This is a genomic window from Azospirillum sp. P4_B5, from assembly GCF_056402275.1.
Genome location: NZ_JBFUHT010000004.1, coordinates 166568 through 190614, shown reverse-complemented (window position 1 = coordinate 190614; position 24047 = coordinate 166568). Strand labels below are relative to the sequence as shown.

Sequence of the window (24047 nt, the reverse complement as noted above, 5' to 3'; positions counted from 1 at the left end):
GCGCTGCCCGGCTGGGTAGAACCGACGGGCGCGGTCGGGCAATTTTCCCAAATCCCAGGCTTGTCCGGGGAAAAAGGGGAGAGCCCGCGGCGGTCGGTTGGCTACAGAAGGCGGGTCCCCTCCATGACCTTTCAAGGGCGTTTGGTCCTCCTGATCTCCGGGCTGGTGACGCTGGCGGTGGCGCTGGTCACGATCCTGCTGGCCTGGACGACCCATTCGGCGATCCAGTCGCGGGTGGAATCGGATGGTCGCAGCGCGGCGACCCTGCTGGCCCGCACCGCCACGCTGGCGCGCGAGGTCCCGCGCGACGTCGAGGCGCTGCTCGGCGACCGGCTGCTGTCGGAGGCGACGCTCACCGCCCACCTCGTCGCGGTGATGGAGGCGGGCAAGGCGCCGATCAAGGCGGTGACCGACCGGCTGAAGGCCGTCGCGGACGGCGGTGGGCCGGAAGAGATCTGGGTCACCGACAACCGGGGCCGCGCCTATCTGCACAACATTCCCGGCCCCGACATCACCTTCGGCCCCGATGGTCGGGCGCAGCCGCGCCAGGCGCCCTATTACGGCCTGCTGAACCGCGCGCCGGAGAAGGTGGTGACCGACGCCGCCACCGAAGGCGGCAAGCTGATGAAATTCGCCGGCGTGGCCGGTGTGGACAAGCCGCGCATCGTCCAGGTCGGTGCCGACGTGCGCCGGCTGGGCGACATCGTCCGCAAGGCCGGGGTGGACGGGGTGATGGCCTCCCTGCTGGCCGGCGGCACGGTGGAGGGCGCGTGGCTGCTGGATCGCGACGGACGCCTCGCCGTGCACGCCACCGGCCCCAGCGCCGGGCCGCTGTCGGAACGGGCGGTGGAGGCGGCGAAGGCCGCGGCGGCGGCCGGCGAGACCGGCCTTCTGCGCGAGGGCGACCGCCTGACCGCCTTCGCCCCGGTGTCGGCGGTGGCCGGGCAGGGGGCGGGCATCGCGGTGGTCCGCCTGCCGGCGGAGGACCTGTCCTCGGTGGTCGGCCGCCATGTGAAGATCGGCGTGCTGGTCGGGCTGCTCGTCCTGGCGGCGGGAGTCTACGGCGCCGTCCGCTTCGCGCGCAGCCAGATGGCCCCGATCGAGCGGCTGGGCGAGGCCGTCGCCGCGGTGGAGGCCGGGCGCTTCAACCCCTTCACCCTGAACGAGGCGATGGAGCGCAACGACGAGATGGGCCGCCTCGCCCGCGTCTTCCGTAGCATGGCGCTGGAAGCGTCCTACCGCGAGGAGACGCTGGACGCCCAGCTTCTGATGCGCACCGCCGAACTGGAGACCCGCACCGAGAAGCTGGCCGCCGCCGAACATCTGATCGAGGAGGAGCAGCGCGCCGCCCGCGACGTGCAGGCGAATCTGCTGCCGCAGCAGCTTCCCGCCGGGCGCGACAGCCAGTTCTTCGGCCTGCTGGTCCCCGGCCCGGCGGTCAGCGGCGACTTCTACGACGTGATCGAGCTGGACGAGCGTCATTGCCTGCTGGTGGTGGCGGGCGTGTCCGGCTGGGGCGTGCCGGCGGCCTTCCTGATGCTGCTGGTGCGCGGCGCGATCCGCGAGGCGGCGGCCCGGCCCGGCATGACCCCCGCGGCCATCCTGGCGGCGGCCAACGACCGGCTGTGCGGGCAGAGCCCCTTCGACGGCTTCGCCACCGCCTTCGTCGCCCTCTACGACCGTGAGACCGGAATGCTCAGCCATTCCAGCGCCGGCAACCGCGCGCCCTGCCGCATCCGGGCGGACGGCAGCGTGCTGACCCTGGCCGACGCCGGCGGCCCGGCGCTGGGCGTGCGCAAGGGCATTCCCTACGGCGAGGCGGTGACCCGGCTGGAGCAGGAGGACACGCTGTTCCTGTGCACCGAGGGCGTGCTGCGGGCGGTGAACGCCGGGCGCGAACCGTTCGGGGAGGAGCGTCTGGCCGCCGTCCTGCACCAGGGCCGCGGCCTGTCGGCGCGCGACCGCTCCGAACTGCTGCTGCGCGCGGTGGAGGCCCATGTGGGTCCGGGTGGGCAGACCGGTGACATCGTCTGCCTGACCGTCCGCCGCCTGTTGCCCGCGTCCGAACTGGCGCCGGAGTCCGAAGCGGCGGTGTGACGCTCTGCGCCCCCATCTCAGTCCTGGGTTCCGCCGTTCAGCTTCGGTTCAGTCGCCTCCGGACAGGATCGGCAGGACTTGCCTGTTTCTGCCGATGAGGGGACTTCCGATGTCCAACACCTATTCCGCGGCCGCCGCTAGGCCACCCGTCAAGACCCGCTACGACGGGGTGACGCTGTTCCTGCACTGGAGCGTCGCCCTGCTGATCCTCGTGGCCTTCGCCATCGCGCAGGGGCGTGGGCTGGTGCCCCGCGGGCCGGAGCGGACCGCCCTGATGGATGTCCACCGCTCGCTCGGCGTCCTCGTGCTGGCCCTGGTGGCGCTGCGCATGGTCTGGCGCGCCGTCAGCCCGCCGCCGCCGATGCCCGCCGACACCGCGTCGCTTCTTCTGCTCGCCGCCAAGGCTGGGCACCTGGCGCTCTACGCCCTGATGATCGCCGTGCCGCTGGCCGGCGTGCTGATGACGCAGGCCAACGGCCATCCCGTCCTCGTCTTCGGCCTGTTCACGCTGCCCGCGCTGGTCGGCGAGGACAAGGCCTTCGGCCACACGCTGGAGGAGGCCCACGAGCTTCTCGGCACCGCCATCATCGTGCTGGCCGGCCTCCACGCGGCGGCGGCTCTGGTCCACCAGTATGTGCTGAAGGACGGGACCCTGAGCCGCATGCTTCCCTGGGGAAACCGCTGAGATGAGAAAAGGGCGGACGGCGCGGACACCGGGTTGCCGGTGGGCGCCGCCCGCCGAGTGGCGAGGTCCTGCCTCCTCCATGGATGGACCCATGCTCGGGTCCCCCATGGTTTGATGAACCCGCCCAAGCGGCTTCTCTTCCCGACGCAATGGCGGTACCGCCCCCCGCTTTGACGCGTCCCTCCTGTTTTCCGGCTGTCCAGCGGGGGAGCGGGGGAGGTGGCGCGGTGAGGGGCAGGGCGATTTGTATGGCGGCGGGAGCCGCGTTGCTGGCATCGGCGCCCGCCGGGGCGGTGCCGTTCGACCGGGTGTTCGTCTTCGGCGACAGCCTGTCCGACACCGGCCGCGTCTATGAGCTGACGCGCGGCGGCATTCCGCAGAGCCCGCCCTATTATGACGGGCGTTTCTCCAACGGCCCCGTCTGGGTCGAGCGGCTGGCCCCGCTGATCGGCAGCCAGCCCGACCAGAAGACCAACTTCGCCTATGGCGGCGCCGAGACCGGCACCCTGTCGCAGACCGGCGTTCCCGGCATCCAGGGGCAGGTCGGGCAGTTCCTGCTCAGCCGCCCAAGCGGTACCGGCGGCGGACTGTTCGCGGTGTGGGCGGGTGGCAACGACTATTTCAACCGCGTCGCTGCCGGGTCGGACCCCGCGGGCCTCGTCACCCAGACGGTCGGCAACATCGTCACCACGGTGGAGCGTCTGGCGGCGCTCGGCGGGAAGACCTTCCTGGTGCCGAACCTGCCGGACCTCGGCACGATTCCGGATACCCGCAATTCCGACCGCGCCGCCCTGCTGAACGCCGTCACCGCCTCCCACAACACGCTGCTGTCGCAGGCGATGGCCGATGTGGAGAAGCGGCTGGGAGTCACCGTCGTGGTGGCGGACGTCAACGCGCTGTACCGCGCGGTGGCGGCCAACCCGACGGCCTACGGCTTCACCAACACCGTCACGCCCTGCGTGTCGGAGAACGCACCGACCGGCGCCTGCGGGACCGAGGCGCAGGCCGACCAGACCGTCTATTGGGACGAGATCCACCCGACCCGCGCCGCCCACCTGTTGATCGCGCAGTACATGCAGGGCGCCCTGCTCGCCCTGAACGACGCGGCGGAGACGGTGGCGATGCAGCCGGAGCTGGCCTTCGAGGCGACGCGGAGCTGGCACCGCGCGCTGCTCGGCTCCATCGCCGGCCCCGCCACGACGCGGGTGGAGGCGCCGCTCGGCAGTGGCGAGCTGAGGGCCTTCCTGATCGGCGACGCCGCCTGGGGCCGCCTCGGCGGCACGGCCGAGAGGCAGGGTTTCCGCTTCAACACCCAGTCGGGCGGCGTCGGCGCCGAACTGCCGGTCGGGCCGGCGTCGCGCGTCGGGCTGTCGGTCGGCGGGTCGCGCGGCCACGCCAAGCTGGACGAGGGGGCGGGCACGCTGGACATGACCAGCACCATCATCGGCCTGCACGCAGTGACTGAGGCGCAAGGCTTCCTGCTGGCCGTGGCGGGCAGCGTCTCCTTCGACCGCTACGGCGACATCGACCGGACCACCGGATTCGCGCCGTTCCCCAACGCCTCGGCGGAGACGGACGGGCGCACCTATGCCCTGTCGGTCGCCGGGGGCTACACGGCGCAGCTCGGGCCGGTGGCGCTGGGGCCGCGGCTGGGACTGCGCTACATCCACACGCGCATCGACGGCTATCAGGAAAGCGGCGCCGGCCTGTTGTCGCTCGGCGTCGAGCGGCAGAGCGCCGAATCGCTGGAGAGCAGCGTGGGCGCCGAAGCTTCCACCATCGTGGAAATCGGGCGGACGGTGCTTCAGCCCAGCCTGGGCATCGCCTGGGAACACCAGTTCGCGGAGGACGCGCGCACCGTCACCGTCCGCCTGCCCGGCGGGGCGGCCAACAGCGTGAGCCCCAGCGGCGGCGGCCGCGACTCCCTGGTGATCGGCGCCGGCCTGTCGGCCCAGCTCTGGCAGGCGGTCGGCGCCACGGTCGGCTACCGCGGCGAACTGTCGGGCGCGGACGGCCACAACCACGCCTTCACCGCCCGCTTGCGGATGAGCTTCTGAGGAAACGTCTATTCCATCCTTCCGGAAGGCTTTTTCCTGCTGGCGTTGCGGCGCCGCAAGAGGAACAATCGGTGCCGGCGCGTCGCCCCCGGGCACGCCCGCCCGAAAGAATAAAGGGAGGATTTTCATGGCCTATAAGCACATCCTCGTGCATCTCGATTCCGGCCCGCAGGTGGAAACCCGCCTCGACGCGGCCATTGCGCTGGCGAAGACCAGCGGCGCCTTCCTGCGCGGCCTGTTCGCCCAACCGGACCGCAGCGCCACCAGCATCATCGCCCGCCGCTCCAGCGATCATCTGGAGCAGGCCGCCGCCCGCAGCGAGGCGATGTTCCGCGACAAGCTCCAGGCGTCGGGCCTGCAGGGGCAATGGCACGGCCTGACCCATGGCGAGCACAACCACGTCATCCGCGAGGTCATCATCTGGTCGCGCTTCGCCGACCTGACGGTGCTTGGCCAGTTCGACCGCAGCGCCCCCGCCGACGGCGTGGCGCCGGAGGAGCTGAACGAGCAGGTGGTGCTGAACTCGGGCCGCCCGGTGCTGGTGCTGCCCTTCGCCGGTACCTTCCCGGTGATCGGCAAGCGCGTCGCCGTCGCCTGGAACGCCGAGCGCGAGGCCGCCCGCGCCCTGGCCGACGCCATGCCCTTCCTCCAGGCCGCCGAAGAAGTCACCGTCATCACCGTTCTGACCCAGGCCGCCCCGCCGGCCGGGACGGAGCCGCAGCGCATCGGCCTGCTCGACCATCTGGCGCTGCACGGCGTGACGGCCGACCAGACGCATTTCACCGTGACCGACATCGGCGCCATGGACGCGCTTCTGGCCCGCAGCATCGATTCCGGGGCCGATCTCTTGGTGATGGGCGCGCACGGCCATTACGGCTTCCCCTTCCTGCACCGCGGCGGCGGGACGCGCCATGTCCTGCGCACCTGCCCGGTGCCGCTGCTGCTGTCCCACTGACGTCGACGAGTTGACGGAAACAGGCGGCGGGCTTTCCTCCGCCGTGCCGGGCGGCCATGTAGAGGCTGACCCGGTACCGGCTGGAGAGCGTGCATGTCCTGGCTCCGCGTCTTCCTGATCGCCTGTCCCGTCATCGTCCTGGCGGCGCTGTTCGCCGCATGGGCGGCGACGGGCTTCGACCTGTTCGGACTCAGTCTGCCGGGCCTGCTCGCCCTGGTCGGCGGCGCCGTGCTGACCAGCGCCGTCGCCATCGGGCTGATGGCCTTGGTCTTTCTCAGCAACCGCAGCGGCCACGACGAGGCGGCGGGCCGCCCCGATCCCACGGACGGGCCGGACCGGCTCTGAAGCCCAGACCACGATTGGGGCCATTGGGCCTTTCTTCCGTCTGATGTCCGCATGGTCGGCGGAACGCCTGCGACTCCCCACCGTTGCTCAATGGACGAAAAAGCCCCGGCTGTTGCGGCCGGACAGGCCATGCCTGCGGCCGGGGCGGGAAGGAGGGAAACGCCACGATGGACGAACACCGCATCCGCCACCGTGCCTACGAGATCTGGGAGCAGGAGGGGCGCCCCGAAGGCCGTCGCGCCGAGCATTGGGAGCGGGCCTGCCGCGAACTCCAGGAAGAGGACGAGCGGGCGAAGGAGAAGGATTCCGAACCGCGCGATCCCGCCCGCGCCTCCGCGGATACCGGCGCGGGCATCTGACGTCCATCACACCCTTTCCTCCAAGGAGACGCCATGCCGCCCCGCCGTGATCCCGCATCCTTCATGTGGTCGGAGGCCGTCGAGCTGCTGGACCGTGCCGAGCGGCTGCACCGCCAGTTCTTCCGCCCGGCCCCGCCGGGTCCGCGCCGCGCCTGCTGGACCCCGCCCATCGACGTCTACGAGACGGAGGACGCGGTGACCATCGTCGTCGCCCTTCCCGGCGTCGGTGCGGACCAACTTCACGTCGCCGTCGAGGACGGCGTTCTGGTGGTTGCCGGCGAGCGCACCCTGCCGCTGGGCTGCGACGGGATCATTCACCGGCTTGAGATTCCCCATGGCCGCTTCGAGCGGCGGATCGAACTGCCCGCCGGGGCCTTCCGCATGGGACGGCGCGAGCTGTCGGCGGGCTGCCTCGTGCTGACGCTCGACAAGACGGGATGAAGGACGTTCGAATGACTGACTCACCGATTGGCGAGCATGCTGCCGAAGCGACGCCGACCCCCCAGACGCCACCCGCCTCATCGCCCGCCTCTGGGCTGCCGGAGGATGTGATCCCGGTCATCCCGGTGCGGAATCTCGTGCAGTTTCCGGGGGTGGTTCTGCCGGTGACGGTCGGGCGGGCGCGCTCGGTCGCCGCCGCGCAGGAGGCGGCCCGCACCGAGCGGCCGGTCGGCATCCTGCTCCAGCGCGACGAGGCGGTGGAGGATCCGACCGGCGCCGACATGCACCGCGTCGGCACGACCGCCAGCATCCTGCGCTACGTCACCACGCCGGACGGCTCGCACCATCTGGTGTGCCAGGGGCAGCAGCGCTTCCGCATCGTCGAATGGGTGCCGGGCCATCCCTTCATGGCCGCCCGCGTCGAGATGGTGGAGGAATCCGACACCGCCACGCCGGAGGTCATGGCCCGCTTCCTGAACCTGCGCAACGAGGCGGTGGAGGCGCTGCAACTGCTGCCCCAGGCCCCGCAGGAGCTTCTGGCCGCAGTCCAGGCCATCGAAAGCCCCGGCGAGCTGGCCGACATGACCGCCAGCTACATGGACCTGAAGCCCGCCGAGAAGCAGGAGGTGCTGGAGACGTTCGACCTGCCGGAGCGGCTCGACAAGGTCGGCGGCCTGCTGGCCCGGCGGATCGAGGTGCTGCGGCTGTCCCGCGACCTCCGCGAGCGCACCCGCGAGGCGATGGACGAGCGGCAGCGCGAATACCTGCTGCGCGAGCAGCTGCGCGCCATCCAGAAGGAGCTGGGAGAGGCCGACGAGGGGCGTCAGGCCGAGATCGGCGAGCTTCAGGACGCCATCGCCAAGGCCGGCATGCCGCCCGACGTCCGCGAGCACGCCGAGAAGGAACTGCGCCGGCTGGAGCGCATGCCGGAGGCGGCGGCGGAATACTCGATGGTGCGCAGCTACCTGGACTGGCTGATCGAGATGCCGTGGGACCGCCGGTCGGAATCCCGCATCGACATCGCCGAGGCCCGCCGCATCCTCGACGAGGACCATTACGGGCTGGAGAAGGTCAAGCGCCGCATCCTGGAATTCCTGGCGGTGCGCAAGCTGAACCCGGAAGGGCGCAGCCCCATTCTGTGCTTCGTCGGCCCGCCGGGGGTGGGCAAGACCTCGCTCGGCCAGAGCATCGCGCGGGCGACCGGGCGGGCCTTCGCCCGCGTCTCGCTGGGCGGCGTCCATGACGAGAGCGAGATCCGCGGCCACCGCCGCACCTATGTCGGCGCGCTTCCCGGCACCATCGTCCAGGCCATCCGCAAGGCCGGAACGCGCGACTGCGTGCTGATGCTGGACGAGATGGACAAGCTGGGGCAGGGCTTTCACGGCGACCCGTCGGCCGCCCTGCTGGAGGTGCTGGACCCGGAGCAGAACGCGACCTTCCGCGACCATTACCTGGGCGTGCCCTTCGACCTGTCGAAGGTGATGTTCATCGCCACCGCCAACATGCTGGACACCATCCCCGGTCCGCTGCGCGACCGCATGGAGGTGATCGAGCTGTCCGGCTACACCGAGGACGAGAAGCTGGAGATCGCCAAGCGCTACCTGCTGGCCCGCCAGCTCGCCGCCAACGGGCTGACGGCGGAGCAGCTGGAGATCCTCGATGACACGCTGCGGGCGATCATCCGCGACCACACGCGGGAGGCCGGGAACCGCCAACTGGAACGGCTGATCGGCGCGGTCGGACGCTACGCCGCCGTGCGCATCGCCGAGGGCGAGGTCGAGCGGATGCGGGTGGAGCCGGGGGACCTGACGGCGATCCTGGGGCCGCCGCGCTTCGAGAACGACGTGGCGATGCGCACCAGCGTGCCCGGCGTGGCGACCGGCCTTGCCTGGACGCCGGTCGGCGGCGACATCCTGTTCATCGAGGCCAGCCGTTTCCCTGGCTCTGGCCGGCTGATCCTGACGGGTCAGCTGGGCGAGGTGATGAAGGAGAGCGCGCAGGCCGCCCTCAGCCTCGTCAAGTCGCGGGTGAAGGACCTCGGCCTCGACCCGGAGGGGCTGGATCGCTTCGACATCCACATCCACGTCCCGGCGGGGGCCATTCCGAAGGACGGGCCGTCCGCCGGGGTGGCGATCTTCACGGCCCTGGTGTCGCTGCTGTCGGGGCGCTGCATCCGTTCCGACACGGCGATGACCGGGGAGATCAGCCTGCGCGGGCTGGTGCTGCCGGTCGGCGGCATCCGCGAGAAGGTGGTGGCGGCCCAGCGCGCCGGGCTGAAGACGGTGATGCTGCCCGCCCGCAACCGCAAGGATTTCGACGACATTCCCGCGGCGGTGCGCGAGCGGCTGAGCTTCGTCTGGCTGGAACGGGTCGACGACGCCGTCCGCGCCGCCCTGGTGTCGGAGCCCTCCGCGGAGGCGGCGGAGCGCAAGGCCGGGTAGCGTTCTCCGCCGGGGCTAGGACCCTTGCGCACCGGGGGTGCGGTGCGCCACATGAAAGGCGCGCCCGCGTGGAGCGCGCACAGGAGACGATCATGACGCCCGAGGAACGCACCCTCCTTTCCGATCTGTTCACGCACCTGCGCGAGGTGGAGACCCAGCCCCGCGATCCGGAGGCGGAACGCTTCATCCAGCAGATGATCCAGGGCCAGCCCGCCGCCGCCTACTACATGGCGCAGTCGGTCCTGGTGCAGCAGCAGGCGCTGACCGCCGCCCAGCAGCGCATCGACGATCTGGAGCGGCAGGTGAGGGAGGCGCAGTCCCGCGCCCAGCAGACCCAGCCGCAGCCGTCCGGCGGCAGCTTCCTGTCCAACGCGCTCGGGCTGGGGCGCAGCCCGTGGGCCGGCGGGGGCAACCGTCCGGCGGAACAGCGGCCCGCTCCGGTTCCCCAGGCTCCCCAGGGGCCGGCCTACAACCCCATGCAGCCGCCAATGCAGTCGCCCGGGGCGCCGTCGCGCAGCCCGTGGGGGGCCGCTCCGCAAGGCGGCGGGCAACCCGGTTACGGTCAGCCCGCCTATCCGCCCCAGCCCGGTTACGCACCGCAGCCCGGCTTCGGCCCGCAGGGCTACGCGCCGCGCGGCGGCGGGTTCCTGAGCGGTGCCGCCCAGACTGCGGCCGGTGTGGCCGGCGGCATGCTGGCGGCCAGCGCCATCTCCTCGATGCTCAGCCATTCGCCAGGACCGTTCGGCGAGGCCGCCGCGGCTGCGGGCCAGACGGCCAGCCATGGCGAGACGGTCATCAACAATTACTACGGCGACTCCGCCGACCAGGGCGCGGACCAGGGGGGCGCGGACCAGGGCTTCCCGCCGGAGGACAACAACCTCCAGAACGTCGACTATCAAACCGACGATTCCTCGTTCGACGACGGCGGCGGCGATGGCGGTGGAGACGACAGCTGGATCTGACCTTATCCAGCCCTTGCCTTATCCAATCTTTGGCAAAGGCGCGCCAACCTTTGGGAAAGGGCCGGTGCGCCTTCACGTCGCCATCACAGTTAATATAAATTAAACAGTTAGGTCCCTACGGTGCGTTGGGCAAGGAAGGCCATTTCCCCCGATCCTCACGCAGACCCGAGGCCCATGACGACGCTCGTTCAGCCCCAGCCGACCGAAGACGCCGAGCGCAACGACGCTGAGCGCAAGGCCTCCGCCACCCAGATGTACCATGAGGTGGCGCGGATCATCGAACGGATGCACCGCCGGTTCCTCGACGTTCTGCGAATCGAGCTGTCCCGCATCGGCATCGACGACATCAGCCCGGTGCAGGTCATGATGCTGCTGAACATCTCCAACGGAGAGATCAGCGTGCGCGACCTGATCGAGCGCGGCTACTACCTCGGCTCCAACGCCTCCTACAACCTGAAGCAGCTGGTGGACAGCGGCTATGTGGACCGCTCCGCCTCGCCGCGCGACAAGCGGGCCGCCCGGCTGAAGCTGTCGACCAGGGGCCTGGAACTGTGCGAGCGGCTGCGCCACATGGCGTCGGTCCATTCCGACGGCCTGATCCGCAGCGATGGCGACAGCCAGGATTTCGAGGTCACCTACCGCACGCTGCGCCGTCTCGAGCGCAAATGGACGGACGTCATCCGCTCCGACGAAACGGAAATCCTCTAACGCGCATTGACCTTCCTCAGTGTGCGCGGCGGTAGGCCGTGCCACGGTAAGGCCGCTGGGCCTTATGGGGGAAGTGGGATGAAGTTCGCCGTCGGCACGCAGGATTACCGCAGCATCGCCACCCATGGCGGCCGCACCCGCCGTTTCCTGGTCTTCGAGGCCGAAGCGGGCGGCGATCCCACCGAGGTCGGGCGGATCGAGCTTGCCGAGGACGAGGTGCTCCACCTTGCCGGCGACGGGCGCCCGCACCCGATCGACGCGGTGCGGGTGGTCATCACCGGCTCCTCCGGCGAGGGCTTCATCAACCACATGAAGCGCCGCGGCATCGAGCCGGTGACCACGTTGGAGACCGACCCGGTGCAGGCGATCCGCGACTGGTTCGCCGGGACCGTCAAGACGGCCCCGCCGCCCGAGCATCCCCACGAACATCACGATCACGGCCCCAAGGACGCCCCGCAAGAGTGTCACAAGGCGCCGGCCTGATTCGTCACACAGGGAAGGACACGCTGGCGGTGGTGCCGGCGGCGTCGCTTTCCGTGTTCAGCGTGTCGCCGAGCTGGGCGGCCAGCGCTTCGGCCAGCATCAGCCCGTCCTCCGCCGTCGTGTCGAAGCCGGCGGGCAGGGCGCGCCCGTTGTCCTCGACGATCAGGCGGGCGCGACCATTGTTCTCCTGCGTCACCGAGACGCGAATCCAGCCCTGCTCCGGAAAGGCGTGGTGCAGGCTGTTGGTGATCAGTTCAGCGGTGATCAGGCCCAGCGGCATGGCCTCGTACAGGCCGATCTGGATGGGATCGCTCTTCACCTCGATGGGTACGTTGGCGAGCCCGCCGGGGGTCCCATGCTTCACCGCGTCGGCGAGCGATTCGATGTAGCGGCCCAGATTCACATGGGTGCCGGTCCCCGACTCGTGGAGCTGGCGGTAGAGGATCGCCAGCGCTTCGATGCGGACCAGCGTCTGCTCATAGGCGGCGCGGGCGTCCGGGTCGCGGATGCGGCCCGTCTGCAGCTTCAGCAGGCTGATGACCAGCTGAAGGCTGTTCTTGGCCCGGTGCTGAAGCTCGCGCAGTTCGGCCTCCAGCTCCCGGATGCGTTCCGCGATTGGGTCCTCCGGCGCTCCCGAACCGGTGGCGGGGCGATCAGCAGGCAGGGCGACCGGCTGGAACCGGAGGGGATTGGGCATCACGCAATTCTCGGCTGAGGCTGGGCAACGTTTTACTTAGGTACAGAACAATTTATGCGCTTGAACCCACTCCCGAATTGGTTCTGAGGAAGTACCCCTCTGCGCATATCCAATTCGTTCGTTCACGATCGGACGGAGGGGCAGGGCTTATGAGTCTGGCGGACGAAGGGTCGGAATCGCGGGCAGGCGGGGCAAGCCGGAAAAAGCGTTTCCCCGGTCGTCCCGTCGTGGCATGAGTGCCGCCATGCGTTTGAGAACTCTGGTAATTCCCTTCTGCGCCCTGCTGGCTGTGGCCGGCGGCTGCGTTGCGGTGGCCGGAAACGGCGGGCCATCCGCATCCTCCGTTCCGATCGCACTGGACCCGGACCGCCCGGATCTTGCGGAACTCGGTGCTCTGCAATTCCGCGGCGCCCTCCGTCTGCCCGATGGGGCGGGCGTGGGGGGCTTGTCCGGCCTCTGGGTCAGCGACTCGGGCGACCGTTTCGTCGCGATCTCCGACAATGGGAAGAGCGTTACGGGGCGGCTGACCTACGACGCCGAGGGAGGTCTGGCCGGTGCCGGACGCTATGATGTCCGCCCCCTGATCATCGACAAGGGCCCGAACTACCGCGGCCGGCTCAATGACTCGGAAGATCTTGTCCGCCTTCCGGACGGCGGCTGGCTGGTGCCGTTCGAGCGCAACCACCGCATCCTGCGCTACGGTGGCGCCGACCGGCCAGAGGGAACGCCGCGGAAGATTCCGGTGCCGCCCGGGCTGGAAAACGCTCCCGCGAACGGCGGGGTCGAGGCGCTGGCTGCGCTGCCGGACGGCCGCATCCTGGCCATCGAGGAAGGCGACGACGACGGCGTCCGCGAACGCCACGCCTGGATCGCTCCCGCCGATCCGAAGGCGCGCGGCGACTGGCAGCCGCTGACCTACCGCGCTGCGCCGCGCTTCCGCCCCACGGCCGCGGCGCCATTGCCGGACGGCGGGGTGCTGGTGCTGGAGCGGCGGGTGTCCCTGCTGGGCGGCTGGGCGGCGCGCATCGTGCATGTGCCGGCGGACTCGCTGCGCGGCGGCGCCACGATGGATGGGGCGGAACTGGGGCGGCTGGAGCCGCCGCTGCTGACCGACAATTTCGAAGGGCTGGCGGTGCGGACCGGTGCGGATGGCGACCTGCTCATCTACATCGTTTCCGATGACAACCGCAGTCCGCTCCAGCGGACTTATCTGATGATGTTCCAGCTTCCGGTCGGCGCTCTGAAAGCCACCGTCGCGAGGCGCTGATCGGAAAGCGCCTCCGCGGTGAGCGGCGTCGCTCAGAAGTTGGCGTAGGGGCCGCCCTGGCTGGGCATGTCCGGAGCGCCCGGAGTGCCCGGATTTCCCATCGGCTCGCGGTGATGATGGACACGGGCGATGCTTGGGGCGAGGTCCTGAAGTTCGATGAAATTGTCGGCCTGACGGCGCAGTTCGTCGGCGACCATCGGCGGCTGGGAGCGCACGGTGCTGATGACGCTGACCCGCACGCCCTTGCGCTGCACCGCCTCGACCAGCCTGCGGAAATCGCCGTCGCCGGAGAAGAGCAGGATATGGTCGACCCGCTCGGCCATCTCCATCACGTCGATGGCCAGCTCTATGTCCATGTTGCCCTTGATCTTGCGCCGACCGGAGGCGTCGGTGAACTCCTTGGTCGGCTTGGTCACCATGGTGTAGCCGTTGTAGTCTAGCCAGTCGACCAGCGGGCGGATCGGCGAATATTCCTGATCCTCCACCAACGCGGTGTAATAGAAGGCGCGCACCAGTCGCCCTTCGGAGGCGAAGCCGTCGCGAAGACGCTTATAGTCGATATCGAAGCCCAGGGACCGGGCGGCAGCGTACAAATTGGCGCCGTCGATGAACATCGCCAGACGCTCTTCCTTATAAAAGAGCTTCGTAACATCCTTCGGCAAAGTCGTATTCCGATCCAATTCCGTAATCCTTCCACGATGGATTGAATTATATGTCAGGCATACGCGAAATTGCGATTCACCAGATAAGTAAAGTAGGCGGTCGTCTTCGCGCGAGCAAGGGGGAGCGCGGGCGCGGGCGCGCCGCGGGCGGGGTACGGCGGGCGGACCCGACAAGGCTCGAAGCGCTTGCGCAGGCGCGAACGCATCAATATATTCGGATGCCTTCGCAGATCCCGGAGTTGGTTTGGTATGGCCCGCGTTACCGTCGAAGATTGCGTCCTCAAGGTTCCGAACCGGTTTGAACTGGTCATGATGGCGGCCCAGCGCGCGCGTGAGATCGCGTCCGGTGCTCCGCTGTCGATCGACCGCGACAACGACAAGAACCCGGTCGTTGCCCTGCGTGAGATCGCCGATGAGACGGTGATGCTTGAGCATCTGAAGAACGCCCTGATCAAGGGCCACCAGAAGCACGTCGAGCCGGACGAGCCGGAAGAGGAAATCGTCGAGTTGATGGCCGGCGAGCACGACTGGGCCGCCCGCGGCGATACGTCGCTGGAGGACGAGGACGGGATGAGCGAGGCGGAGGAGGTTGGCGAAGGCGACGACCTGCTGTCCGATATGGAAAGCGATCCGGCGGCGGCCTTTGGCGAGACCGAGGACGATGTCGTCGGCCGCGATGCGGACGGGGATCTCTGACGCTGACCGATAGCGACCGGCCTTGGGGGGCGGTGGCCCCCCTTTCCGTCCAAGAACCAAGACATTTGCGAAACTTCATGGCGCACGCTGCGCCGGGTCGGGTGGCATGATCCGGCAATATGAGCTTGTCGAACGCGTCAAGGCGTACGACCCCTCGGCGGACGAGGAGTTGCTCAACCGCGCCTACGTCTTCTCCATGAAGGCGCACGGATCGCAGACCCGCGCCTCGGGCGATCCCTATTTCCTCCATCCGCTTGAGGTCGCCGGCATCCTGACCCAGCTCAAGCTGGACGCCGGGACCATCGCGACGGCGCTGCTGCACGACACGGTCGAAGACACGGTCGCCACGCTGGAGGACATCGAGAAGCACTTCGGCAAGGAGATCGCCCGTCTGGTCGACGGCGTGACCAAGCTGTCGCGCCTGGAACTGCACAGCGAGCAGGCCAAGCAGGCCGAGAATTTCCGCAAGCTGGTGCTGGCCATGTCGGAGGACATCCGCGTCCTCCTGGTCAAGCTGGCCGACCGGCTGCACAACATGCGCACGCTGTTCCACCTGAAGAACCCGGACAAGCGCAAGCGCATCGCCCGCGAAACGATCGAGATCTACGCGCCGCTCGCCGAACGCATCGGCATGCATCAGGTCAAGGACGAGCTGGAGGATCTCTCCTTCGCGGAGCTGAATCCGGACGCCCGCGACAGCATCCTGGCCCAGCTCTCCCGCCTGCGCACCGAGGGCGAGAACCGCGTCCAGCGGATCATCCAGGAACTCCGCGGCACGCTGGCGGAGGAGGGGCTGCCAAACGCCGGGGTCACCGGGCGCGAGAAGACCGCCTATTCGATCTGGCGCAAGCTGCAGCGCAAGAATGTCAGCTTCGAGCAGCTGTCGGACATCATGGCCTTCCGGATCATGGTGGACACGGTGCCGGAATGCTATCAGGCGCTGGGCGTCATCCACGCCCATTACCCGGTCGTTCCGGGGCGCTTCAAGGATTACATCTCGACGCCCAAGCCCAACGGTTACCGCTCGCTCCACACCGGGGTGATCGGTCCGGAGCGCAACCGGATCGAGGTGCAGATCCGCACCAGCGACATGCACGAGATCTGCGAGCTCGGCGTCGCCGCCCACTGGGCCTACAAGCAGGGAGAGCAACGCACCCAGCAGGGGCGCGAGTACCGCTGGCTGCGCGAGCTTCTCGACATCCTGGAGCACGCCCAGAAGCCCGAGGAGTTTCTGGAGCACACCAAGCTGGAGTTGTTCCAGGACCAGGTCTTCTGCTTCACACCGAAGGGCGACCTGATCGCGCTGCCGCGCGGGGCGACCCCGGTGGACTTCGCCTACGCCGTCCATTCCGAGGTCGGCGACCACTGCGTCGGCGCCAAGATCAACGGGCGGATGCTGCCGCTGCGCACGCAGCTGCAGAACGGCGATCAGGTCGACATCATAACCTCCAAGGCCCAGACCCCGGTTCCGGGCTGGGAGCGTTTCGTCGTCACCGGCAAGGCGCGGGCGCGCATCCGCAAGTTCCTGCGCACCCAGCAGCGCACCCAGTACATCGAGCTGGGCCGCGCCATCCTGCAGCGCCAGTTCAAGTCGGAAGGCTACGAGTTCTCGGAGAAGGCGCTGGAAGGTGTCGTCAAGATCTTCCAGCAGCCGAGCGCCGACGACCTGCTGGCCAGCGTCGGGTCCGGCCTGCATTCGGGCCGCGAGGTCTTCCACGCCGTCTTCCCCGGCCACAAGCCGCATGTGGCGACGACCAAGGAAGGCGACGACAAGAACTCCATCACGGTGCCGAAGCCCAAGCCGAAGGCGAAGGGCAACAACGCGCCGCTGCCGATCCGCGGTCTGATTCCCGGCATGGCCGTCCATTACGCCCGCTGCTGCCACCCGCTGCCGGGCGACCGCATCGTCGGCATCGTGACCACCGGCAAGGGCGTGACCATCCACACCATCGACTGCGAGACGCTGGAGAGCTTCCACGAGTCGCCGGAGCGCTGGATCGACGTCGCCTGGGACATCGGACCGGACAGCCCCGAGGAGCATGTCGGGCGCATCTCGCTGGTGGTCAACAACGAGCCGGGCTCGCTCGGCACGCTGTCCACGGTCATCGGCAAGAACGGCGGCAACATCACGAACCTGAAGATCACCAGCCGCAACACCGACTTCTTCGAGCTGCTGATCGACATCGACGTGAAGGACGCCAAGCATCTGACCAACATCATGGCGGCCCTGCGCGCCACCCCCGCCATCAACGCGGTTGAGCGGGCGCGGGGGCGGTGAGGGTGCCCGCGCGGTAGTGCCCACCAAGAGCACCCATCGGAAGCGAGAGAAGCATGTCCAGCCCGACCATCTTCAGCCGCCTGATCGCCGGGGATCTGCCCTGCGCCGTGGTGTATGAGGATGCGGAGACCTTCGCTTTCATGGACGCCGGGCAGGTCAATCCCGGCCATGTGCTGGTCGCGCTGAAGCGCCCGGCCCCGACCATCCTGGACGTGACGGAGGACGAGGCGGCGGCCCTGTTCCGCACCGTTCACAAGGTCGCCCGCGCCGTCCAGGCGGCCTTTTCACCCGAGGGGATCACGCTTCTCCAGACCAACAGGCCGGCGGGTTGGCAGACGGTGCCGCACATCCACGTGCATGTGGTGCCGCGCTATGAGAACGACCGCGCCGATCTGGTCTGGCCCCGCCACGACCCGCCCATCGAAGAACTGAAGGCGCTCGCCGCGCGGATCGCCGCCCATCACGTCGTCGAATGACGGCGTGACGCGACGCGACGCCACCGCTATATAGCAGGAGAACCGGTGCCCGCCGGATGCAGGATGCGGGGCCGGTGTGACACCGGAGTTTCGAGCCTATGCCCCGCCCTTTGCGCCTCGGCGTGAACATCGACCATGTGGCGACCGTCCGCAACGCGCGGGGCGGGCGTTACCCCGATCCCGTGCGCGCGGCAAAGCTCGCCGCGGAGGCCGGGGCCGACGGCATCACCGCCCACCTGCGCGAAGACCGCCGCCACATCATCGATTCCGACATCGAGCGGCTGATGGCGGAGATCCGGCTGCCGCTGAACCTGGAGATGGCGGCGACCGACGAGATGCTCGGCATCGCGCTGCGCCACCGGCCGCACGCCTGCTGCCTCGTCCCGGAGAAGCGCACGGAGGTCACCACCGAAGGCGGGCTGGACGTCGCCGGGCAATTGGAGACCCTGAAGCGCACCGTCGGCGATCTCGGCGCCGCGGGCATCCGCGTCTCGCTGTTCATCGACCCGGAACCGGCGCAGCTCGACGCGGCGAAGGCGCTGGGCGCGCCCGTGGTGGAGCTGCACACCGGCGCCTATTGCGACGCGCCCGCCGGGGCGGAGCGCGCGGCGGAGCTGGAGCGCATCGTCCGGGCGGCGGCCCACGCCGAGGCCATCGGCCTGGAATGCCACGCCGGCCACGGGCTGAGTTACGAAACGGTCGGGGCGATCGCCGCCATCCCGACCATCGTGGAACTGAACATCGGCCATTTCCTGATCGGCGAGGCGATCTTCGTCGGGCTGGGCAACACGCTCCAGCGCATGCGCGCCGTCATGAAGGACGCCCGCGCGGCTGGAGGCCTCTCATGATCCTCGGCATCGGCAACGACCTGATCGACATCCGCCGGATCGAGCAGTCGCTGGACCGATTCGGGGACCGCTTCATCGCCCGCATCTTCACTGACGTGGAGCGCGCCAAGTCCGAGCGCCGCGCCGGAGCCGCCGGCAAGCACAGCGCGCGGGCCGCGACCTACGCCAAGCGCTTCGCCGCCAAGGAGGCCTGCTCCAAGGCGCTGGGCACCGGGTTCCGCGACGGCGTGTTCTGGCGCGACATGGGGGTGGTGAACCTGCCTTCTGGCCAGCCGACCATGCGCCTGACCGGCGGGGCGCTGGAGCGGCTGCAGGCGATCATCCCGCCGGGCATGCAGGCGCGCATTCACGTGACGCTGACCGACGAGTACCCGATGGCGGAGGCCTTCGTCATCATCAGCGCCGAACCGGCCGACACGTCCGCCACAACCTCCATCACCACCTCCACGGCACCCCCCGCATGACCATGAACAGAGAGACCGCCTTGACCGGCAAATCCAAAGAGACAGGCGGCTTTGCCGAGACGGTGAAGACGGTCTTCTACGCGGTCATCATCGCCTTCGGCGTGCGGACCTTCGCCTTCGAGCCCTTCAACATCCCGTCCGGGTCGATGATCCCGACGCTGCTGATCGGCGACTACCTGTTCGTGTCCAAGTTCTCCTACGGATACAGCAAATACACGGTCGGCTTCGGGCTGCCGCTGTTCGAAGGCCGCATCATGGGTCACGCGCCGGAGCGCGGCGACGTCGCCGTGTTCAAGCTGCCGCGCGACAACAAGACCGACTACATCAAGCGCGTCATCGGTCTGCCGGGCGACACCGTCCAGGTGACCGGCGGCGTTCTGCACATCAACGGCCAGCCGGTGAAGCGCGAGCGGATTGAGGACTATGTGTCCCGCGACGCGCTGGGCCGTGAGGTCCGCATCGCGCAGTTTGTCGAGACTCTGCCGGGCGGGCGCAGCCACCGCATCATCGAGGAATCGGACAATGGTCCGCTCGACAACACCCCGGCCTTCAAGGTGCCGGCGAACCACCTGTTCATGATGGGCGACAACCGCGACAACTCGCTGGACAGCCGCGTCCCGTCGCAGGTGGGGTATGTCCCGATGGAGAATCTGGTCGGGCGCGCCGAATTCCTGTTCTTCTCGTTGGAGGACGGGACGCGCTTCTTCGAAGTGTGGCGCTGGCCGGCGGACCTGCGGTTCAGCCGCCTGTTCAACGCCGTGAAGTGAGCCCCGCACAGCACCGGGGCGTGGAGACCGTATTATTGTGAGCCCTGAAGAACGGGGGACCCCCATGGCGTCCGACGCGGACGTGAGCGCCGATTCCGCCGACCTTGCGGAGCTGGCCGCGGCCATCGGCCACCGTTTCGCCGACCCGCAACGGCTGGCCGACGCGGTCACCCATCCCAGCCTGATGGGGCTGGAACGCAACGTCCGCGGCGGCCGGCCCGAGCAGGGACCCGGACTGGCCTATGAGCGGCTGGAGTTCCTGGGCGACCGGGTGCTCGGCCTCGTCATCGCCGAATGGCTTCTCGAACGCTTCCCCAACGAACGCGAGGGCGCGCTCGCCAAGCGGCATGTCTCGCTGGTCCGGCGGGAGGCGCTGAGCCGCGTCGCCGACGCGCTGCGGCTGGGGCGCTACCTGCGCCTGTCCCCGTCGGAGGCGCAGGGCGGCGGGCGCAGCAACAACACCATCCTGGCCGACGCCTGCGAGGCGGTGATCGGGGCGCTCTATCTGGACGGCGGCATGGACAAGGCGCGGGACTTCATCCGCTCCGCCTGGGCCGGGCAGATCGACCGCGCGGAGCCGCCGCCGCTGGACTCCAAGACGGCGTTGCAGGAATGGGCGCAAGGCAACGGGCGGCCCCTTCCCACCTATGAACTGATCGAGCAGAGCGGCCCGGCGCACGAGCCGATGTTCCGCATCGCGGTCCGGCTGAAGGGTATGGAGCCGGTGACGGCCACCGGCCCGTCCAAGCGGGTCGCCGAACGGAAAGCGGCCAGCGCCTTGCTGCGCCAATTGGGAGTGCAGGTCGATGACTGACGGCCGCGACAAGTTTGAAGACGACGATTTCGACGATAAGGACGAGGGCGTGAGCGAGAGCGTGGACGCTGATCTTGAAGAGGGCGGCTCGGAAGAGGGCGCCGAAGAGGCTGCCTATGTGCCGGAGAATCCGCGCTGCGGCTTCGTTGCCCTGGTCGGCGCGCCGAACGCCGGCAAGTCGACCCTGCTGAACGCCATGGTCGGCTCCAAGGTGTCGATCGTCAGCTCCAAGGTGCAGACCACCCGCACGCGCGTGCTCGGCATCACCATTGCCGGCGACAGCCAGATCATCTTCGTGGACACGCCCGGCATCTTCAAGCCGAAGCGCCGTCTGGACCGGGCCATGGTGGCGGCGGCCTGGCAGGGGGCGGAGGACGCCGATCTCGTCGGACTGCTGTTCGACGTGTCGCGCCGCGGCATCGACCAGGACACGCAGGGCATCATCGCCCGGCTGAAGGAGCAGGGGCGCAAGGCCATCCTGATCCTGAACAAGATCGACCTCGTGCCGCGCGAGAAGCTGCTGGGCCTCGCCGACAGCTTCAACCAGGAAGGCATCTTCACCGACATCTTCATGCTGTCCGCCTCGACGGGCGACGGGGTGGAGCATTTGCGCGGCTTCCTGGCCGCCCGCATGCCGGAAGGCCCCTGGCACTACCCGGAGGACCAGATCTCCGACATGCCGATGCGCCTCCTGGCGGCGGAGATCACCCGCGAGAAGCTGTTCCAGCAGCTTCACCAGGAACTCCCCTATTCGGCGACGGTCGAGACCGAGCAGTGGGAGGAGTTCGAGAACGGGTCGGTCAAGATCTCCCAGGTCGTGTATGTCCAGCGCGACAGCCAGAAGGCCATCGTGCTCGGCAAGCAGGGCTCGCGCATCAAGGCGCTGGGGCAGGCCGCCCGCACCGAGCTGGAGGAGATGCTGGAGCAGCGCGTCCACCTGATGCTGTTCGTCAAGGTGCGCGAGGACTGGGAGAACGATCCGGAGCGCTACGAGGCGTGGAACCTCGACTTCGGCGCGTCGTAAAGCGCCGGTCTGGGTATAGGCGTGGGCGGACGGTCCCCCATATAGAGGGGCGATCGTCCCCTACACGGACCGGCTGACCGTGCGCGTGCCCATTTTCAACGATCTGTACGACGCCGGCTCGCGCCTGTTGGGGCGGGCCGGCGATCTCGTTTCCGGCGGCATCCTGGAGCAGGACGTCCGTCTTGGCGTCACCGGGCTGCGGCGGGCTGGTAAGACCGTGTTCGTCACCTCGCTGGTCGACAACCTGCTGAAGGCCGGGCGGCTTCCCTTCCTCGACGTCGTGTCCTCCGGCCGCTTCCAGGCCTCGCGCCTGCGTCCGCAGCCCGACGCCCAGGTCCCCCGCTTCGAGGTCGAGCAGCGGCTGGCCGAACTGGCCGGCCCGGCACCCCACTGGCCGACCGAGACGCGGGGCATCAGCCAGCTCCGCCTGTCCATGCGCTACCGCCCGAACGCGATGCTGAGGCGCACGGTGCAGCCGGTCGCCACGCTGAATCTGGACATCGTCGACTATCCCGGCGAATGGCTGCTCGACCTGCCGCTGCTCCACCAGTCCTTCGCGGAATGGAGCGCGCTCACCCTGGAACTGGCCGGTCGGGCGCCGCGCGACGAGCTTTCGGTGTCCTGGCGCGGCTGGCTCGCCACCCTCGACACGGCGGCTCCGGCGGAGGAGGAGCAGGCGCGGCGCGGCGCGGCGCTGTTCACGGATTACCTGCACGCCTGCCGCCGCTCCGACAACCTGCTGAGCCTGATCCAGCCGGGGCGCTTCGTCGAGCCGGGCGACATGGCCAACGCGCCGCTGCTGACCTTCTGCCCGCTGCCGGGCGAAAGACCGCGCGCGCGCGGCAGCCTGTGGGCGCTGATGGAGGACCGTTACGAGGCGTACAAGTCCAAGGTGGTTCGCCGCTTCTTCGCCGAGCATTTTGCCCGCCTCGACCGGCAGATCGTTCTGATCGACGTGCTGGGGGCGCTGAACTCCGGCCCGGCGGGCATGGCGGATATGAAGCGCGCCCTCGAACTGAGTCTGGAGCCCTTCCGCCACGGGTCCAGCAGTTGGCTGGACTGGCTGCTGGGCCGGAAGATCGACCGCGTGCTGTTCGCCGCGACCAAGGCCGACCATGTCGCCTCGCACCAGCACAACAGCCTGCGCCACCTGCTGGACCGGCTGGTGTCCGACGCCCGCGCCGGCATCCGCTTCGAAGGGGCGCAGGTGGAGACGATGGCCATCGCCGCCCTGAAATCCACCGAGACGGTGGTGACCGAGCATGAGGGGCGGCAGTTGCGCTGCGTGCGCGGCGTGCCGCTCGGGCGCGACCGCCCGACCGTGTTGTTCCCCGGCGAGATCCCCGAGGACGCCGATTTCCCGCCGGGGCAGGAGCGGCCCTACAACTTCATGGCCTTCCAGCCGCCCGCCGACCTCGCCCACGAGGCGCGCGGCCTGCCGCACATCCGGCTGGATCAGGCCATGCAGTTCCTGCTGGGGGATTATCTGGAATGAGCGAGCGCACGCGCGACCGCCACTGGGTCCCGCCGATGGAACTGGATCCCGCACGCGCCGCCGCCGTCCCCGCGGCGGAGGAGGAGGCGATCATCGCCGGCCCCCTAGCCGGTTCGGCGGCGGAGCGCCTCCCCGCGCTGCTGGCGGAGGACCGGCCGCGAAGCCGGTTCGGCCGCTGGTTGGCCGGCTCGGTCGCCGCGCTGGTGCTGATCGCGCTGGGCTTCGACACCTGGGACCTGTTCAATCGAGCCTTCGCCACCAGCGCCGCGCTGGGCGTCCTGGTGGCCGCCGCCGTGACGGTGGCCGGCGGGGCGGCAGTGGCGATGCTGCTGCGCGAGTTGCGCGCGCTGCGCCGCCTGCGCAAGATCGAGGAGCTGCGCGGCGAGGCGGGACGCCTGTCCACGGAGATCGCGACGCAAGCCGGGGAGCCGGGCCACGCCGAGCGCTTCGCCGGGTCGCTGACCCGGCTCTACGAGGGCCGTGCCGATCTGGCGCCTTCGTTGGAGCGGGTGCGCGACCATGTGACCGACGCCCACGACGATGCGGAGATTCTCCGCCTGCTCGACCGCGAGGTGGTGGGACCGCTGGACCGCCGCGCCTACCAGACCGTCCTGCGCGCCTCCCGTGACACGGCGGTGGCGACGGCGCTCAGCCCGGCGGCGGTCGTCGACCTTGCCGTGGTGCTGTGGCGCAACCTGAAGCTGGTGCGGGAGATCGCGGCGCTCTACGGCGCGCGGCCCGGCTATGTCGGGTCGCTGCGGCTGTTGCGGCGGATGCTCGCCAACCTCGCCGTCGCCGGGGTGGCGGAAAGCGCCCACCACGTCGCCGTCGAGGCGCTGGGCGGCTCCATCGCCGCGGCCATCTCCACCCGCATGGGGCAGGGGGTGATCAACGGGCTGCTGACCGCGCGGGTCGGGCTGACCGCCATGCATCTGTGCCGCCCCATCGCCTTCGGGCCGGACAACCGCCCCAGCATGGGGCAGATCCGCAAGGAACTGCTGTCACTGCCGAAGCAGGTGTTGTAGC

At 69.3% G+C, this 24047-nt stretch carries 24 protein-coding genes; 22 read left to right on the top strand and 2 right to left on the bottom strand.

Annotation, left to right across the window (positions count from 1 at the left end; translation table 11 throughout):
* Positions 1–123 precede the first annotated feature (123 nt).
* From AC1DVI_RS04555 to AC1DVI_RS04505, 11 genes are all read left to right on the top strand, one after another.
* A complete protein-coding gene (locus AC1DVI_RS04555) occupies positions 124–2097 on the top strand; it encodes a PP2C family protein-serine/threonine phosphatase (protein ID WP_476956928.1) in 1974 nt (657 codons plus the stop codon).
* Positions 2098–2206: 109 nt separating this feature from the next.
* On the top strand, positions 2207–2782 hold the full coding sequence (locus tag AC1DVI_RS04550) for a cytochrome b (RefSeq protein WP_476956927.1): 576 nt from the start codon (positions 2207–2209) through the stop codon (positions 2780–2782).
* A 248-nt stretch (positions 2783–3030) separates the two neighbouring features.
* The gene (locus AC1DVI_RS04545) at positions 3031–4839 is read left to right on the top strand and encodes an autotransporter domain-containing protein (protein ID WP_476956926.1); all 1809 of its coding nucleotides are present in this window, start codon (positions 3031–3033) and stop codon (positions 4837–4839) included.
* 127 nt (positions 4840–4966) lie between these two features.
* Complete coding sequence (locus AC1DVI_RS04540) at positions 4967–5794, top strand: universal stress protein (protein WP_476956925.1); 828 nt, start codon at positions 4967–4969, stop codon at positions 5792–5794.
* A gap of 93 nt (positions 5795–5887) precedes the next feature.
* Positions 5888–6139 (top strand): hypothetical protein, encoded by a 252-nt coding sequence (locus AC1DVI_RS04535; protein WP_014198724.1) that lies wholly within the window; start codon positions 5888–5890, stop codon positions 6137–6139.
* Between the two features lie 167 nt (positions 6140–6306).
* Positions 6307–6498 (top strand): DUF2934 domain-containing protein, encoded by a 192-nt coding sequence (locus AC1DVI_RS04530; RefSeq protein WP_476956924.1) that lies wholly within the window; start codon positions 6307–6309, stop codon positions 6496–6498.
* A gap of 33 nt (positions 6499–6531) precedes the next feature.
* Positions 6532–6939, top strand: a complete 408-nt coding sequence (locus AC1DVI_RS04525) for an Hsp20/alpha crystallin family protein (protein ID WP_476956923.1) — start codon at positions 6532–6534, stop codon at positions 6937–6939.
* An 11-nt stretch (positions 6940–6950) separates the two neighbouring features.
* Positions 6951–9380 carry an endopeptidase La gene (lon, locus tag AC1DVI_RS04520; RefSeq protein WP_476956922.1) on the top strand — a complete coding sequence of 810 codons (2430 nt, stop codon included), beginning with the start codon at positions 6951–6953 and terminating at the stop codon, positions 9378–9380.
* 92 nt (positions 9381–9472) lie between these two features.
* Entirely contained in the window at positions 9473–10342 is an 870-nt protein-coding gene (locus tag AC1DVI_RS04515; protein ID WP_476956921.1) for a DUF2076 domain-containing protein, read from the top strand.
* A gap of 174 nt (positions 10343–10516) precedes the next feature.
* Positions 10517–11050, top strand: coding sequence for a MarR family transcriptional regulator (locus tag AC1DVI_RS04510; RefSeq protein ID WP_476956920.1), 534 nt, complete (start codon positions 10517–10519; stop codon positions 11048–11050).
* Between the two features lie 78 nt (positions 11051–11128).
* The gene (locus AC1DVI_RS04505; protein WP_476956919.1) at positions 11129–11533 is read left to right on the top strand and encodes a NifB/NifX family molybdenum-iron cluster-binding protein; all 405 of its coding nucleotides are present in this window, start codon (positions 11129–11131) and stop codon (positions 11531–11533) included.
* Between the two features lie 4 nt (positions 11534–11537).
* Here AC1DVI_RS04505 and AC1DVI_RS04500 read toward each other — a convergent pair whose 3' ends face one another.
* Positions 11538–12230, bottom strand: a complete 693-nt coding sequence (locus tag AC1DVI_RS04500) for a sensor histidine kinase (RefSeq protein ID WP_137116284.1) — start codon at positions 12228–12230, stop codon at positions 11538–11540.
* Between the two features lie 244 nt (positions 12231–12474).
* Here AC1DVI_RS04500 and AC1DVI_RS04495 point away from each other — a divergent pair, with 244 nt between their 5' ends.
* Positions 12475–13497: an esterase-like activity of phytase family protein gene (locus AC1DVI_RS04495; protein ID WP_476956918.1), complete on the top strand. Its 1023-nt coding sequence runs from the start codon at positions 12475–12477 to the stop codon at positions 13495–13497.
* A gap of 32 nt (positions 13498–13529) precedes the next feature.
* Here the strand turns inward: AC1DVI_RS04495 and AC1DVI_RS04490 are convergent, their stop codons facing one another.
* Positions 13530–14111 carry a LabA-like NYN domain-containing protein gene (locus AC1DVI_RS04490; RefSeq protein WP_476956917.1) on the bottom strand — a complete coding sequence of 194 codons (582 nt, stop codon included), beginning with the start codon at positions 14109–14111 and terminating at the stop codon, positions 13530–13532.
* Positions 14112–14408: 297 nt separating this feature from the next.
* On the opposite strand from AC1DVI_RS04490, the gene rpoZ reads away from it, so the two are divergent.
* The 10 genes from rpoZ to AC1DVI_RS04440 all read left to right on the top strand — a co-directional run bounded on the left by rpoZ (position 14409) and on the right by AC1DVI_RS04440 (position 24046).
* The gene (gene rpoZ / locus AC1DVI_RS04485) at positions 14409–14855 is read left to right on the top strand and encodes a DNA-directed RNA polymerase subunit omega (protein WP_035679203.1); all 447 of its coding nucleotides are present in this window, start codon (positions 14409–14411) and stop codon (positions 14853–14855) included.
* 106 nt (positions 14856–14961) lie between these two features.
* Positions 14962–17133, top strand: a complete 2172-nt coding sequence (locus AC1DVI_RS04480; protein WP_476956916.1) for a RelA/SpoT family protein — start codon at positions 14962–14964, stop codon at positions 17131–17133.
* A 53-nt stretch (positions 17134–17186) separates the two neighbouring features.
* A complete protein-coding gene (locus AC1DVI_RS04475; protein ID WP_476956915.1) occupies positions 17187–17609 on the top strand; it encodes an HIT family protein in 423 nt (140 codons plus the stop codon).
* A 98-nt stretch (positions 17610–17707) separates the two neighbouring features.
* On the top strand, positions 17708–18457 hold the full coding sequence (locus AC1DVI_RS04470) for a pyridoxine 5'-phosphate synthase (RefSeq protein ID WP_476956914.1): 750 nt from the start codon (positions 17708–17710) through the stop codon (positions 18455–18457).
* The gene (gene acpS / locus AC1DVI_RS04465) at positions 18454–18921 is read left to right on the top strand and encodes a holo-ACP synthase (protein ID WP_476956913.1); all 468 of its coding nucleotides are present in this window, start codon (positions 18454–18456) and stop codon (positions 18919–18921) included. The genes AC1DVI_RS04470 and acpS overlap by 4 nt, the downstream gene beginning before the upstream one ends.
* Entirely contained in the window at positions 18918–19688 is a 771-nt protein-coding gene (lepB, locus tag AC1DVI_RS04460) for a signal peptidase I (RefSeq protein ID WP_145623485.1), read from the top strand. The genes acpS and lepB overlap by 4 nt, the downstream gene beginning before the upstream one ends.
* 64 nt (positions 19689–19752) lie before the next feature.
* Complete coding sequence (rnc, locus tag AC1DVI_RS04455; RefSeq protein WP_476956912.1) at positions 19753–20502, top strand: ribonuclease III; 750 nt, start codon at positions 19753–19755, stop codon at positions 20500–20502.
* On the top strand, positions 20495–21526 hold the full coding sequence (gene era, locus AC1DVI_RS04450; protein WP_476956911.1) for a GTPase Era: 1032 nt from the start codon (positions 20495–20497) through the stop codon (positions 21524–21526). The genes rnc and era overlap by 8 nt, the downstream gene beginning before the upstream one ends.
* A gap of 79 nt (positions 21527–21605) precedes the next feature.
* Entirely contained in the window at positions 21606–23021 is a 1416-nt protein-coding gene (locus AC1DVI_RS04445) for a YcjX family GTP-binding protein (protein WP_476956910.1), read from the top strand.
* On the top strand, positions 23018–24046 hold the full coding sequence (locus AC1DVI_RS04440) for a YcjF family protein (RefSeq protein WP_476956909.1): 1029 nt from the start codon (positions 23018–23020) through the stop codon (positions 24044–24046). The genes AC1DVI_RS04445 and AC1DVI_RS04440 overlap by 4 nt, the downstream gene beginning before the upstream one ends.
* The last annotated feature ends 1 nt before the right edge of the window (position 24047 follow it).